General features: G+C 66.8%; 11 protein-coding genes and 1 pseudogene. 11 read left to right on the top strand and 1 reads right to left on the bottom strand.

What is annotated here, in order from left to right; genetic code table 11:
• The first annotated feature begins 1 nt into the window (after position 1).
• The 4 genes from G3O00_RS03520 (at position 2) to G3O00_RS03535 (ending at position 3,281) form a co-directional block, all read left to right on the top strand.
• Positions 2-1,786: a hypothetical protein gene (locus G3O00_RS03520; protein ID WP_206142071.1), complete on the top strand. Its 1,785-nt coding sequence runs from the start codon at positions 2-4 to the stop codon at positions 1,784-1,786.
• 160 nt (positions 1,787-1,946) lie between these two features.
• Positions 1,947-2,426, top strand: coding sequence for a universal stress protein (locus G3O00_RS03525; RefSeq protein WP_206142072.1), 480 nt, complete (start codon positions 1,947-1,949; stop codon positions 2,424-2,426).
• A 15-nt stretch (positions 2,427-2,441) separates the two neighbouring features.
• Complete coding sequence (locus tag G3O00_RS03530) at positions 2,442-2,633, top strand: DUF2964 family protein (RefSeq protein WP_206142073.1); 192 nt, start codon at positions 2,442-2,444, stop codon at positions 2,631-2,633.
• An 87-nt stretch (positions 2,634-2,720) separates the two neighbouring features.
• Complete coding sequence (locus tag G3O00_RS03535; protein ID WP_206142074.1) at positions 2,721-3,281, top strand: hypothetical protein; 561 nt, start codon at positions 2,721-2,723, stop codon at positions 3,279-3,281.
• Between the two features lie 42 nt (positions 3,282-3,323).
• Here G3O00_RS03535 and G3O00_RS03540 read toward each other — a convergent pair whose 3' ends face one another.
• The gene (locus tag G3O00_RS03540) at positions 3,324-4,508 is read right to left on the bottom strand and encodes a tetratricopeptide repeat protein (RefSeq protein WP_206142075.1); all 1,185 of its coding nucleotides are present in this window, start codon (positions 4,506-4,508) and stop codon (positions 3,324-3,326) included.
• Between the two features lie 415 nt (positions 4,509-4,923).
• On the opposite strand from G3O00_RS03540, the gene G3O00_RS03545 reads away from it, so the two are divergent.
• The 7 genes and pseudogenes from G3O00_RS03545 to G3O00_RS03575 form a co-directional block, all read left to right on the top strand.
• A complete protein-coding gene (locus tag G3O00_RS03545; RefSeq protein ID WP_206142076.1) occupies positions 4,924-8,703 on the top strand; it encodes a nitrate reductase subunit alpha in 3,780 nt (1,259 codons plus the stop codon).
• A complete protein-coding gene (gene narH, locus G3O00_RS03550; RefSeq protein ID WP_206142077.1) occupies positions 8,700-10,229 on the top strand; it encodes a nitrate reductase subunit beta in 1,530 nt (509 codons plus the stop codon). Before G3O00_RS03545 ends, narH begins: the two co-directional genes overlap by 4 nt.
• Positions 10,229-10,924 carry a nitrate reductase molybdenum cofactor assembly chaperone gene (gene narJ, locus G3O00_RS03555; RefSeq protein ID WP_206142082.1) on the top strand — a complete coding sequence of 232 codons (696 nt, stop codon included), beginning with the start codon at positions 10,229-10,231 and terminating at the stop codon, positions 10,922-10,924. The genes narH and narJ overlap by 1 nt, the downstream gene beginning before the upstream one ends.
• A gap of 26 nt (positions 10,925-10,950) precedes the next feature.
• Positions 10,951-11,634 carry a respiratory nitrate reductase subunit gamma gene (gene narI, locus G3O00_RS03560; protein ID WP_206142078.1) on the top strand — a complete coding sequence of 228 codons (684 nt, stop codon included), beginning with the start codon at positions 10,951-10,953 and terminating at the stop codon, positions 11,632-11,634.
• Between the two features lie 9 nt (positions 11,635-11,643).
• Complete coding sequence (locus tag G3O00_RS03565) at positions 11,644-12,429, top strand: peptidylprolyl isomerase (protein WP_206142079.1); 786 nt, start codon at positions 11,644-11,646, stop codon at positions 12,427-12,429.
• Between the two features lie 15 nt (positions 12,430-12,444).
• Complete coding sequence (locus G3O00_RS03570; protein ID WP_206142080.1) at positions 12,445-13,713, top strand: nitrate/nitrite transporter; 1,269 nt, start codon at positions 12,445-12,447, stop codon at positions 13,711-13,713.
• Positions 13,714-13,844: 131 nt separating this feature from the next.
• Positions 13,845-14,180, top strand: a pseudogene (locus tag G3O00_RS03575) (integrase); the annotation flags it as partial.

The raw sequence follows: 14,180 nt of genomic DNA on the forward strand, positions 1-14,180 counted from the left end.
CTTGAAACACTGGAAGATTGTCGCAACGCCGCTGATCGGCGCGCTCGCAGCATGCGGTGGTGGAGAATCGGCGGACGGCGTCGCGACCGGGCAGCAGCTTGCGGCCGTGCCCGCGGCTGCAGCCGAAAAGGCGACCGCTGAAGTGCCCGGCACGTTGCATGTCGACTGCTCGCTCGGCTCGAACGGAACGGGATCGCCCGCGACGCTGGGCTCCACCGCCAATCCGATCCACGATCTCGCGACATTGAACCGGATCGTGCTCACGCCCGGCATGCGCGTGCGCTTCAAGCGCGGCACGACCTGCGACGGCAGCTTCACGCCCGCACCGGGCAGTACCGGTGCTGCCGGTGCACCCATCGTCGTCGACGCGTACGGCGACCCGAAGGCGCCGCGCCCCGTGATCGCGGCCGGCTGCACCGATGCGACGGCCGACCCCGACCAGTCGATCACCGAGCAGCACAAGACGCCGAGCGGGTTCAGCGGCTATTACTCGCTGTGCAAGTCGGACAACCCGACCGTGAACCGCGCGGCCATTTCTCTCTACAACACCCAGTACTGGGAAATCCGCTCGCTCGAGCTGACCAACGATGCGACCACGCCCGGCGGCCGCCTCGGGTTGTATGTACGGCTCGAGGATTACGGCACGGGCAGCCACTATCACGTCGACGACGTGTACGTGCATCACGTGCGCGGCTATCTGAAGGACGCCGCGAGCAATACGGTCGGTTCGTACAAGACGACCGGCGGGATGCTGTTCGAAGTGACCCGCGACAACGAGGCCGTCGGCACGAAGGAGACGCGCACCGGTTTCGACGACATCGCGGTCGAGAACAGCGAGATCTACAACGTCGACGCGGTGGCGCTGTCGACCCGGTCCGCGTGGATGTGCCGGGAGGGTGGCGCGCCGTGCGGCGACTATCCGCCGTACAAGGGCAACTCGGCCTACCTCACGAATCCGGCCACGCAGGCAGCGACGGACTATTTCCCGATGACGCGCGTCGTGTTCCGCAACAACCTGATCCACAACGTCGGCGGCGACGGCATCATCGTCCGCACGGCCACCGCGCCACAGGTCGAGGCGAATCACCTGTACGACATCTGGATGCGCGCGCCGGGCAACAGCGCCGGCGCATGGGCGATCAACACGGACGATGCGCTGTTCCGCTACAACGAAGTCAACGGCGTGCGGCTGCAGAACAATATCGAGGCCGGCGACGGGATGGCGTTCGACGCCGATCTCGGCACGCGCAACACGCGCGTAGCCGCGAACTTCAGCCACGACAACGACGGCGGGTTGATGCTGTTCTGCGGATGCGGTTCCGACGGGCTGGGCCACGTCGCGCAGGAAACCGGCGCGATCGTCGAGAACAACCTGAGCCTGAACGACAAGCGGCGGATCGTGTCGGCCGCGGGCTCGGCCGATTCCGTCGTGCGCGACAACGTCGTGATTACGCGCACGCCGGGCCTGGTCACGCCGATCGTCGAGAACCTCAGCTACGCGAACGCGTTCCAGGTGACGGGCAACCGCTTCTACAACGCGTCGGACAGCGGCGCGATCTTCCGGACGAAGAACGCGCAAGGCAGTTACGCGAACATCGTGTGGAGCGGCAACACGTACTTCGGCTATGCGGCGGATCCGGAATTCACCGGGCCGAACTATCGTCACGGCGCCCAGCCCGATACGGTGCTGCCGTTCGCGGGCCAGGACGTGGATGCGGTCGCCAGTGCGTGGTCGCGGGACAGCGGGTTCGACAAGCACAAGTACCGCGCGCCGCACGCACGATGACGCAAAGGCCTCCGGCGCGGGGCGGCGCCCTGCGTCGGAGGGTCGCAGCTTGAATGCCGGCGCGACTTGATCGCCATCAACATTCGAACCCGTCATCCGCCGATGATGGTGACAAGGCCGCGCGATCAGACGCGCGGCAACTCACCCCAGCGAGGTTCGCATGTACAAGAAGATCATGGTGGCCGTCGACGGCAGCGCTTCGTCGAAACAGGCGCTTGCCGAGGCAGTGAAAGTCTCGCTCGCAGGCGACGCGCACGTCAGCGTCGTGTATGTGGTGGACAAGTCGGTGCTGTTCACTTACGCGGGCCGATTCGACCCGCACGCACTGGTCGAGGAAATCCGCGACGACGGGCGCAAGGTGTTGCGCGAAGCCGAGCAGATCATCGCGCTGGCCGGCGCGAAAGGCGAGGCCGAACTCGTCGAGACCGAAAGCATCGGCGAGGACATCGCGGAGCGCCTGCAGCGCTATGTAAAGGAATGCGGGATCGATCTCGCGGTGGTCGGCACGCACGGGCGGCGCGGGATCCGTCGCGTGCTGCTCGGCAGCGTCGCCGAACGCTTCGTGCGCGGCTCGAAGTGCCCGGTGCTGCTGATTCGCGGCGACGATGACGATGTAGCGGCCGCCGCTGCCGCAGCTTAACGCGGCGGGGGCGCGATGATACGTCGCCAGTACCGAATCGTCGTCGCGGCGATCGCCGTGTTCGTGTCGCTCGCGGGCATGATGGCCGTCGTGTCGGGATTGCTGTTCGACAACGTGATGGCGCTGCGCGGCGGCGCGATCGCGCTGGTCGTCGGCGTGGCCGGCTTTGTCGTGATGCTCAACCCGGGCGCGAAAGGTGAGGGGTGACGCGCCGTGCTGCATCTTTCCTTGAAGGAATGCGCGCAGGCACTATAGTGCTCGAAGAACGACAACAACAACGAGCGCACGACAACAATGAAAACGAGGGACCTTGCGGCGATCGGCGTCGTCATCGGCGCGGCCGTGCTGCCTGTATTGTCTTGGGCCGGAACGGCGGCACCGCCGGCCGGCTTCGGTTCGCATGCGTCGTCCGGTGCGTCGGCCACGGGCACTTCCGGCGTGTCCGGGCAGCACCCGGCCGCAGACCGCTACGGCGATCACTCGACGGATTTCACCGATACGATCGGCGGTATCGACTCGCAAGGTGACGGCATTCGCGACGACGTCAGGAAATATATCGACGATCAGTACCCGGATCCGGTGCAGCGCGCGGCGATGCGGCTCTACGCGGCCGCCCAGCGCGATTTCATGATGCACGGCGATACGCGTGCAGGTGCAATCGAAGGCTTTACGCGCGTATTCCGTTCGCTTGAATGCGTCAGGAAGCTGATGGGGCAGCCAGGCGTCAACCAGTCGAAAATCATCGCTGCGATGATGTCGAACACGAGGCAGCGCTTCGCCGCCAACGGTCATGCGATGGCGAATGCGTCCGGGCACATCTACATGCAGTCCCAAGGGGATCCGTGCGCGCAGTGACCGACGTTCCCGCCGATCGCTGCATGCGGCGCGAAGCGTGAGTTACGTGCCTGTCGTTCCTGGCGACGCCGCGCTGTCCGGGATCGCCTGCACGTTCAGCCGCTTCAACGTTTCCGCCAGCTCCTCGTTCTTCGGCTGAACCTTCCGCGCCTGCGCGAACGCATCGCGCGCTTCATCCTGGCGGCCCAGTTTCCACAGCACTTCGCCCTTGTGCGTCAGCCCGGTCGCATGGGCTTCGCTTGCGTCTTTGTCCTTGTCACCGTCCTTCGCGAAGATCGCGATCGAGCGGTCGAACCACGTGAGCGCTTCGTCGTTGCGGCCGAGGCGATACAGCGCCCAGCCCTTGCTGTCGAGCGCGTACGCATCCTCCGGCGAATCCGCGAGATGCGCGTCGATCATCGCGAGCCCGCGCTCGACTGCGACGCCGGCGTCGGCGAGCCGGTAGCCGATGTCGTTCCGGCGATCGTCGGGAATCCTGTCGAGATCGAGCGCGGCGGCCACGCGGCTCTCGTCGCGTTCGGCGATCGCGAGCGACAGCAGCTTGGCCACGATCTGCTGCCGCAAATCGCTGCTGATCCGGTCGCGGTTGGCGACCAGGCTGCCGAGGTATTGCGTGTACAGGTCAGGCGCGCCCGGGGTGTTCGCGCTGTTCGCGATGGTCAAGCCGGGGCCTGCGCACCAGTCGGTGTCGGCCGCCCCGGACAGCGTGCCCGCGTAAAGATTGACGTTGCGCGGCGTGCGCGATTGCGCGTAGTAGGTGTAGCCGTTCGCATCCGAATAGCCGCACGCCAGGTATTCGTTCTCCACGTCCAGCACGTACGGGAAATGGCCGATCGGTGCCGAGCCGCCCGGCTCGACCAGCCGGAACGATTCGCCCAGGTCGCCGTCGCCGACGACCGGGTTGAACACCCACTGTTTCTCCAGATGCAGCTTCGGCAGCCGGACCCGGACGGTGCGCCCGGCCGCGTCGGTCGTGCCGAAGATCACGCTGTCATGCTCTTCCGGCTTGACGGGCAGCCCCGCGATGACCTGACCGGGCAGGAACAGCCGGTAGCGCGCATTCGGCAGCGGCTGATGCGTGGCGGGGTCGCGCAGCACGAACTGGTGAACGTAAGCCCCTTTTCCGAACGACGCCGTCGGCGTGACGTAGGTGCGCGCGTAGGCGGCGGGCAGGGCGGTGCAGCTCAAGGCCGCGGCAACGAGCGCGGCGAGAAGGCGGGATGTCATGAATTTGCGGTTCTTGTTGGTAAAGGTGTTATTGACCGACGGCCGGAAATGCACTGAACGAACCGCGCAACTGTCGATATCCCGATGCAGATACCGATACGGATGGTTGGATCGTCCAGTGCAATTCAATGCGGATCTCGCCCGCCGCAACGTGATGCGGGGAAGCGGTGAGCGGATCGCGCGGGAATGCAGTGCGGAGCATAGCAGGCTGCTCGCTCCCCATTAGGTTTCGCTGTTTCGCCCGGATCAACGCTATCGTGATTTGTATCAATTCATGATATGTCGATCCGCGCGACAATCGATTCGAACGCGGTGAAAAGTGCGAAGCGATCGCCATTCAATCGACCTTTACATCCGCTATTTCACCTCCTTAAATAATCAGGGTCTGCCAAAAGACCGGAAAAACGAGATCCCCATGAGCCATTTCCTGGACAGATTGCGTTATTTCTCCACCACGAGGCCACGCTTTTCCGACGGACACGGTGCCGTCACGGACGAAGACCGACAATGGGAAGACGGCTACCGGATGCGCTGGCAGCACGACAAGATCGTTCGCTCGACCCATGGCGTGAACTGCACGGGCTCGTGCTCGTGGAAGGTCTACGTGAAAGGCGGGATCGTCACCTGGGAAACCCAGCAGACCGACTATCCGCGCACGCGTCCCGACATGCCGAACCACGAGCCGCGTGGCTGTTCGCGCGGCGCGTCTTACTCCTGGTATCTGTATAGCGCGAACCGCCTGAAGCATCCGATGGTGCGCAGCGCGCTCGTGAAGCTGTGGCGCGAACGCCGCCGCACGCTTGGGCCCGTCGACGCGTGGCGCTCGATCGTCGAGGACGATGACGCACGCCGTTCGTACCAGAGCCGGCGCGGGCTCGGCGGCTTCGTGCGCGCGAGCTGGGATGAGGTCAACGAGATCGTCGCGGCCGCGAACGTCCACACCGTGAAGCAGCACGGCCCCGATCGCGTGGTCGGCTTCTCGCCGATTCCGGCGATGTCGATGGTGTCGTATGCGGCCGGCTCCCGCTACCTGTCGCTGATCGGCGGCGTGTGCCTGAGCTTCTACGACTGGTATTGCGACCTGCCGCCCGCGTCGCCGCAGACCTGGGGCGAGCAGACCGACGTGCCGGAATCGGCCGACTGGTACAACTCGACGTTCATCATGATGTGGGGCTCCAATGTCCCGCAAACGCGTACACCCGATGCGCACTTCCTCGTCGAGGCGCGCTATCGCGGCACCAAGGTCGTGTCGGTGTTCCCCGACTACTCGGAAGGCGCGAAATTCGGCGACCTGTGGCTGCACCCGAAGCAGGGCACCGACGCGGCGCTCGCGCTGGCGATGGGCCATGTGATCCTCAAGGAGTTTCATGCGGCCAGCCCAGGCCTGGCGGCGAAGAGCGACTACTTCGCCGACTACTGCAAGCGCTACACCGACATGCCGTGCCTCGTGCGCCTCGTGCCGCATGGCGACAGCTACGTGCCCGAGCGCCTCGTGCGCGCGTCCGACTTCGACGATGCGCTCGACGAGGCCGCCCACCCGGACTGGAAGACCGTGATGATCGACGACGCGACCGGCGAGTTCGTCGTGCCGGTCGGCTCGGTGGGGTTCCGCTGGGGGCAGCAGGACGAAGCCGACAAGGGCAAGTGGAACCTGCGCGGCGAGACGTCGAAGGGCGCGGCGCTCGCGCCGCGGCTGTCGTGCACGGCCGCGCATGACGACGTGGTCGACGTGCTGTTCCCGTACTTCGGCAACCAGCCGCACGCGCATTTCAATTCGACGCAGCACACGTCCGAGCTGTCGCGCCGGATCGGCGTGCGGCGCGTCGCGACGCGCAACGGCGACCTGCTGGTCGCGACCGTCTACGACCTGTTCGTCGCGAACTACGGACTCGACCAGGGGCTCGGCGGCCGCGACGTGGCCGCGAGTTACGACGACGACCTGCCTTACACGCCGGCCTGGCAGGAAGCGATCACCGGCGTGAAGCGCGCGGACGTGATCTCGGTCGCGCGACAGTTCGCGGAAAACGCGCACAAGACGCAGGGCAAGTCGATGGTGATCATCGGCGCGGGGATCAACCACTGGTTCCACATGGACATGTCGTACCGCGCGATCATGAACATGCTGATCATGTGCGGCTGCGTCGGCAAGCCGGGCGGCGGCTGGTCGCACTACGTGGGCCAGGAGAAGCTGCGCCCGCAGACGGGCTGGACGGTGTTGTCGGGTGCGCTCGACTGGAGCCGGCCGCCGCGCCAGATGAACTCGACGTCGTTCTTCTATGCGCATACCGACCAGTGGCGCTACGACCCGATGGACCCGGCCACGCTGCTGTCGCCGCTCGCGGACAAGTCGCAGTTCCACGGCGCGCCGATCGACTACAACGTGCGCGCGGAACGGATGGGCTGGCTGCCATCCGCGCCGCAGCTCGCGGTGAATCCGCTGAAGGTCGGTGCGGCGCTCGGCGATCCCGCGCATGCGGGCGCGGAGGTCGCGCAGCAACTGAAGGCGGGCACGCTGAAGATGGCGAGCGAGGATCCCGATGCGCCGGAGAACTTTCCGCGCAACCTGTTCGTGTGGCGCTCGAACCTGCTCGGTTCGTCGGGCAAGGGGCACGAGTATTTCCTGAAGCACCTGCTCGGCACCACCAACGGCGTGCAGGGCGAGGATCTCGGCGCGACGGGCGGCACGCGTCCCGAGGAAGTGAAGTGGCATGACGAAGCACCGCGCGGCAAGCTCGACCTGCTCGTGACGCTCGACTTCCGGATGTCGACGACCTGCATGTACTCGGACGTCGTGCTGCCGACCGCGACGTGGTACGAGAAGGACGACATGAACACGTCCGACATGCACCCGTTCATCCACCCGCTGTCGGCGGCCGTCGATCCCGCGTGGGAATCGAAGAGCGACTGGGAGATCTTCAAGGGGATCGCGAAGCGCTTCTCCGAACTGTGCGACGGGCATCTGGGCGTCGAGCGTGACGTCGTGCTCGCGCCGATCGCGCACGACACGCCGGGCGAACTCGCGCAGCCGTTCGACGTGCAGGACTGGAAGCGCGGCGAATGCGAGCCGGTACCGGGCCGCACGATGCCGAACGTGACCGTCGTCGAGCGCGACTACCCGAACACCTACGCGCGCTTCACGTCGCTCGGGCCGCTGATGGACAAGCTCGGCAACGGCGGCAAGGGCATCGGCTGGGATACGAAGGACGAAGTGAAGCTGCTCGGCGAGCTGAACTACAAGGTGGCCGACGGCGCGGCGCAAGGGCGCCCGCGCATCGACACGGCGCTCGACGCGGCGGAGGTGATCCTCGCGCTCGCACCCGAGACCAACGGCGAGGTGGCGGTGAAGGCATGGCGCGCGCTGTCCGGCATCACCGGCATCGACCATACGCACCTGGCCGCCGCGCGCGCGGACGAGAAGATCCGCTTCCGCGACATCCAGGCGCAGCCGCGCAAGATCATCTCGTCGCCGACCTGGAGCGGGATCGAATCCGAGCACGTGTCGTACAACGCCGGCTACGTGAACGTGCACGAGCTGGTGCCGTGGCGCACGATGACCGGCCGCCAGCAGCTCTACCAGGATCACGCGTGGATGCGTGCGTTCGGCGAATCGCTGTGCGCGTACAAGCCGCCGGTCGATACCGGCAGTTACACGCACATGGTCGGCACGCGCTCGAACGGCAACCCCGAACGCGTGCTGAACTTCCTGACGCCGCACCAGAAGTGGGGGATCCACAGCACCTACACGGACAACCTGCTGATGCTGACGCTGTCGCGCGGCGGCCCGATCGTGTGGATGTCCGAGGACGACGCGAAGGCGATCGGCGCGGTCGATAACGACTGGATCGAGTGCTACAACTCGAACGGTGCGTTGTGTGCGCGGGCCGTGGTCAGCCAGCGGATTCCGTCCGGGATGGTGATGATGTACCACGCGCAGGAGAAGATCGTGAACACGCCGGGCTCCGAGATCACCGGCACGCGCGGCGGCATCCACAACTCGGTCACGCGCATCGCGCTGAAGCCGACGCACATGATCGGCGGCTACGCGCAGCTCGCGTACGGCTTCAACTACTACGGCACGGTCGGCTCGAATCGCGACGAGTTCCTGATCGTGCGCAGGATGAACAAGATCGACTGGCTCGATGGCGAGGACGCCGCAACGGTGACACAGGGTGCCCGCGAAGGAGAAACGTCATGAAGGTACGCGCACAGATCGCGATGGTGCTGAACCTCGACAAGTGCATCGGTTGCCATACCTGCTCGGTGACCTGCAAGAACGTCTGGACGAGCCGCGAAGGGATGGAATACGCGTGGTTCAACAACGTCGAGACGAAACCGGGCATCGGCTACCCGAAGGACTGGGAGAACCAGGACCGCTGGCGCGGCGGCTGGAAACGGCGCGCGGACGGCAAGATCGAGCCGCGTCTCGGCAGCAAGTGGCGGCTGCTCGCGCAGATCTTCGCGAATCCGCACCTGCCCGAGATCGACGATTACTACGAGCCGTTCACGTTCGACTACGCGCATCTTCAGGAAGCCGGCAATACGCGCGCGATGCCGGTCGCGCGGCCGCGCTCGGTGATCAGCGGCCAGCGGCTCGAGAAGATCGAGTGGGGGCCGAACTGGGAGGAGATCCTCGGCGGCGAGTTCGAGAAGCGCGCGAAGGACTACAACTTCGAGAATGTGCAGAAGGACATCTACGGGCAGTTCGAGAACACCTTCATGATGTACCTGCCGCGCCTGTGCGAGCACTGCCTGAACCCGGCGTGCGTCGCGTCGTGCCCGTCGGGCTCGATCTACAAGCGCGAGGAAGACGGCATCGTGCTGATCGACCAGGACAAGTGCCGCGGCTGGCGCATGTGCGTGTCGGGCTGCCCGTACAAGAAGATCTACTACAACTGGAAGAGCGGCAAGGCCGAGAAGTGCATCTTCTGCTATCCGCGCATCGAGGCCGGCCAGCCGACCGTGTGCTCGGAAACCTGCGTGGGCCGCATCCGCTATCTCGGCGTGCTGCTGTACGACGCCGACCGGATCAGCGAGGCGGCCAGCGTGGAGAACGAGAAGGACCTGTACGAAGCGCAGCTGTCGCTGTTCCTCGATCCGGACGACCCGGCCGTGATCGCGCAGGCCGAACGTGACGGCGTGCCCGCCGCATGGATCGACGCGGCGCGGCGTTCGCCGACCTACAAGATGGCGATCGACTGGAAGATCGCGTTCCCGCTGCATCCGGAATACCGGACGCTGCCGATGGTGTGGTACGTGCCGCCGCTGTCGCCTATCAACGCGGCCGCGAACAGCGGCGATCTCGGGATGAACGGCTACCTGCCGGACGTCGAGTCGCTGCGCATTCCGCTGCGCTATCTCGCGAACCTGCTGACGGCCGGCGACGAGGCGCCCGTGAAGCTCGCGCTCGAGCGGCTGCTCGCGATGCGCGCGTTCATGCGCGCGCGCCACGTCGACGGCATCGACGCGCGCGGTGTGCTCGACCAGGTCGGGCTGTCGCTCGCGCAAGTCGAGGAGATGTACCGCTATCTCGCGATCGCGAACTACGAGGATCGTTTCGTGATCCCGACCACGCATCGCGAGTACGCGGAGAACGCCTACGACCTGCGCGCGTCGTGTGGCTTCTCGTTCGGCAACGGCTGCTCGGACGGCCGTTCCGAGGCGAGCCTGTTCAGCCCGAGGAAGGGCAGCAAGACCATTCCGATCCACGAGGCGTCCCGATGATGAGCACCGCACCCGATCCGACCTATGCGGCGCTCGCGGCGCTGCTCGACTATCCCGACGAGGCGCTCGTCGCCTCGCTCGACTCGATCGATACGCATCTGTGCGAGCACGCGCGCTTGCCGAAAACGGTGCGCGCCGGCCTCGACCGGTTCCTTGCGTACGTGCGCGAACGCGACCTGCTGACGCTGCAGGAGAACTACGTCGGGCTGTTCGATCGTGGCCGCGCGACGTCGCTGTACCTGTTCGAGCACGTGCACGGCGAATCGCGCGACCGCGGGCAGGCGATGGTCGACCTGCTGCAGATGTACGAGCGGCACGGGTTGTTCCTGAACCAGGGCGAACTGCCCGACTACCTGCCCGTGTTCCTCGAATACCTGTCGCGGCTGCCGGCGTCCGAGGCACGCAAGCTGCTCGCCGAAACCGGCGAAATTCTGAGCGCGCTGGCCAGCCAGCTCGCGCAGCGCGGCAGCCATTACGGCTTCGTCGTCGGTGCGCTGCTGCCGATGGCCGGCCTCGCACCGGCCGACGCGCCGGACGCCACCGACGACGACGTGGCCGCCGAGCGGCCGAGCGCCGCCGACTACCGCGCGCTCGACGCGTCGTATGCGGACGAGGCCGTGCGCTTCGTCGGCGCGGCCACGCCGGCGGAGGAACCGGTGCGCTTCTACGATCAACGGCCCGCGCGGCGCGCGTAGGCGCGCCGGTCCAACAGGGGAAAGCCATGAACGACTACCTGCATCAATTCCTGTTCGGAATCTATCCGTACATCTGTCTCGCCGTGCTGCTGCTGGGCAGCCTGATCCGCTTCGACCGCGAGCAGTACACGTGGAAAAGCGATTCGTCGCAGCTGCTGCGTCACGGCATGCTGCGGCTCGGCAGCAACCTGTTCCACTGGGGCGTGCTGGTCGTCGTGCTCGGGCACTTCGGCGGCTTTCTCGCGCCGCACTGGCTCGTGTCGCCGTTCCTGTCGGCGTCCGGGCACCAGCTCGTCGCGATGGTAGCGGGCGGGGCGGCCGGCGTCGCGGCGATCATCGGGCTGACGATCCTGATCTGGCGGCGCCTGGGCGACCCGCGCATCCGCCGCAACAGCCGCCGGTCCGACATCCTGATCGTGCTGATGCTGTGGGTGCAGCTCGCGCTCGGGCTCGGCACCGTCGTGCTGTCGACGCACCACATGGACGGCGCGATGTTCGAGCAGCTCACCGACTACGTGAAGGGCGTCGTCACGTTCCGGCCGGATATCGCGAGCCTGCTCGTCGGCGTGCCGCTGACATACCGGCTGCACATCCTGCTCGGCTTCACGATCTTCCTCGTGTCGCCGTTCACGCGGATGGTGCACATCTGGAGCGGGATCGCGTCGGTCGCGTACCTGATCCGCCCGTACCAGCTCGTGCGCAAGCGCTGAGGAGGCGCCATGAACGACGTTCTCCCGGACGTGCCGGCCGCGCTGCGCATCAACGGCGTCGCGATCGATGACGACGCGGTCGCGGCCGAGGCCGCGCATCACGGCGATGCACCCGATCCGCTCGACGCCGCACGGCGCGCGCTCGCGGTGCGCGAACTGCTGCGGCAGCGCGCGGTATCGCTCGCGCTGCTCGACGAAGGTGCGCCGCTCGACGACGTGGCCGTCGACGCGTTGCTCGACCGCGAGCTCACGCATGTGCCCGAACCCGATCGCGCGGATTGCGAGCGCTATTACGCGCAGCACCCGGCGCGCTTTCGCCGCAACGACATCGTCTATGCGAGCCACGTGCTGTTCGCGATGACGGACCGCGTGCCGCTCGCGCCGCTGCGACAGCGCGCGGAAGCCGCGCTCGCCGATGTGGTCGCCGCGCCCGACACGTTCGAAGCGGTCGCGCGCGCGTCGTCGAACTGCCCGTCGGCGGAAGTCGGCGGCAGCCTCGGGCAGTTGCTGCGCGGCGACACGGTGCCGGAATTCGAGGCCGCGCTGTTCGACACCGACGGGCTCGGCGTGCTGCCGAAACTCGTCAACACGCGCTTCGGCTTTCACATCGTGCGCATCGAGCGCCGTGTGCCGGGTGACCTGGTGCCGTTCGACGAAGCCGCCGCGCAGATCGCCGCGTACCTGTCGGCGCGCGTGCGGGAGCGGGCGATGCGGCAGTACGTGGCGATTCTCGCGGGCGAGGCGCGGGTCGAAGGCGTCGAATTCGACGGCGCGAACGGGCCGCTGGTCCAATGAAACGAGGTTTGGTGTATGGCAACTCAACAACAAGGTAACGTGGTGCCGGCGGGCGGCGCACCGGCGATTCCGCTGCGCGCGTGGTCGGTGCTGGCCGCGAGCACGCTCGCGTTCATGGTCTGCTTCGTCGTGTGGATGATGTTCGGCGTGCTTGGCGTGCAGCTGCGCACCGATCTCGGGCTGAACAGCACGGAATTCGGGCTGCTTACGTCGACACCCGTGCTGACCGGTGCGCTGATGCGCTTGCCGCTCGGCACGTGGACCGACCGCTTCGGCGGCCGGATCGTGATGACGGTGCTGCTCGTCGTGTGCGCGGTGCCCGTCTATATCGTCAGCTACGCGACGCAGCTGTGGCAGTTCCTGCTGATCGGGCTGTTCCTCGGGTGCGTCGGTGCGTCGTTCGCGGTCGGCACGCCGTACGTCGCGCGCTTCTTCCCGCCGCAGCGGCGTGGGCTCGCGATGGGCGTGTTCGGCGCGGGCACCTGTGGCGCGGCCGTCAATCTGTTCGTCACGCCGCTGCTGCTCAACGCGTACGGCTGGCGCTTCGTGCCGCGCGTCTACGCGGTCGCGCTGCTTGTCACGGCTGCGATCTTCTGGTTCGCGTCGGCGCCGGACCCGGGCGCCGGCAAGCGCGGCGGCTCGTGGCTCGACTCGTTCAAGGTGCTGCGCGACCCGCGCGTGTGGCGGCTCTGCCAGTATTACTCGATCACGTTCGGCGGCTTTACCGCGCTGTCGCTGTGGATTCCGCAGTACCTGAAGAGCGAATACGGGATGTCGCTCGTGATGGCGTCCGCGTTCGCGGCCGGCTTCTCGCTGCCGGGCTCGGTGCTGCGCGCGCTTGGCGGCGCGCTGTCCGACCGCTTCGGCGCGCATGCGGTCACATGGTGGGGACTGTGGGTTGCGTGGATCGCGCTGTTCCTGCTGTCGTATCCGGCAACCGATTTCGTGATCCACACGATCGACGGCACCGCGACGCTGAACGTCGCGATGCCGGTGGCCGGCTTCGTCGCGCTGACTTTCGTGCTCGGCGCGGTGTTCGCGCTCGGGATGGCGTCGACCTTCAAGTACGTCGCCGACGATTTCGCGGACAACATGGGCGTCGTCACGGGGATCGTCGGGCTTGCGGGCGGGCTTGGCGGGTTCCTGCTGCCGATCCTGTTCGGCGTGCTGCTCGACCTGCTGCGCGTGCGTACGACCTGCTTCATGTTCCTCTACGGGATCGTGTGGGTGTCGCTGATCCTGATCTACCTGTCGGAAGTGCGGCGTACGCCTGTCACCGGCTGACGGGTTTCGATCGATGTGATGGGCGTGGGCGCGAGGCCGGAACGATCCGGTGTCGCGCATCGAACCCCGTCGCGCCGGAAACGCCACGCGCGCCGTATCCGGCCGCGCGCGCTTCTGTCAAACTGGCGCCCATGAACCCGCGCCTGGCCTCACCGCCTTCCCCCGATTCCACACCTGCGCCCGCAGGATTTCCCGACGCCGACGAACTGGCCGCGCTGCGTGCGTGGTACGCGGGCATGACCGTGCGCCAGGCCGTCGAGCGCTACCTGCCCGATCGTCTCGGCGAAGGGCGCTCTGCGCGCGGCGTGATCGGCGGGATTCGGCGCCGCCTCGTGCGCGTCGCGCGGCAGGCCGGCCGGCCCGATCTCGCGGAGCAGCTCGGTCATCCCGACGGTGAGCGTATGCGGGAGGCGAAGGCGGCTGCCGAAGCGGTCGGCCTGCTGCGCCATGCACGCGCGCCGGTCCCG

The sequence above is a fragment of the Burkholderia sp. Ac-20384 genome (assembly GCF_017104605.1).
In the GTDB taxonomy this organism is placed as follows: Bacteria; Pseudomonadota; Gammaproteobacteria; order Burkholderiales; family Burkholderiaceae; genus Burkholderia; species Burkholderia lata.

Bases quoted from the DNA above. Each gene is read 5' to 3' on its own strand.
- narH (WP_206142077.1), top strand. From the start codon at position 8,700: ATGAAGGTACGCGCACAGATCGCGATGGTGCTGAACCTCGACAAGTGC.
- G3O00_RS03530 (WP_206142073.1), top strand. From the start codon at position 2,442: ATGATACGTCGCCAGTACCGAATCGTCGTCGCGGCGATCGCCGTGTTC.
- narI (WP_206142078.1), top strand. From the start codon at position 10,951: ATGAACGACTACCTGCATCAATTCCTGTTCGGAATCTATCCGTACATC.
- G3O00_RS03535 (WP_206142074.1), top strand. From the start codon at position 2,721: ATGAAAACGAGGGACCTTGCGGCGATCGGCGTCGTCATCGGCGCGGCC.
- G3O00_RS03545 (WP_206142076.1), top strand. From the start codon at position 4,924: ATGAGCCATTTCCTGGACAGATTGCGTTATTTCTCCACCACGAGGCCA.
- G3O00_RS03525 (WP_206142072.1), top strand. From the start codon at position 1,947: ATGTACAAGAAGATCATGGTGGCCGTCGACGGCAGCGCTTCGTCGAAA.
- narJ (WP_206142082.1), top strand. From the start codon at position 10,229: ATGAGCACCGCACCCGATCCGACCTATGCGGCGCTCGCGGCGCTGCTC.
- G3O00_RS03565 (WP_206142079.1), top strand. From the start codon at position 11,644: ATGAACGACGTTCTCCCGGACGTGCCGGCCGCGCTGCGCATCAACGGC.
- G3O00_RS03540 (WP_206142075.1), bottom strand. From the start codon at position 4,508: ATGACATCCCGCCTTCTCGCCGCGCTCGTTGCCGCGGCCTTGAGCTGC.
- G3O00_RS03570 (WP_206142080.1), top strand. From the start codon at position 12,445: ATGGCAACTCAACAACAAGGTAACGTGGTGCCGGCGGGCGGCGCACCG.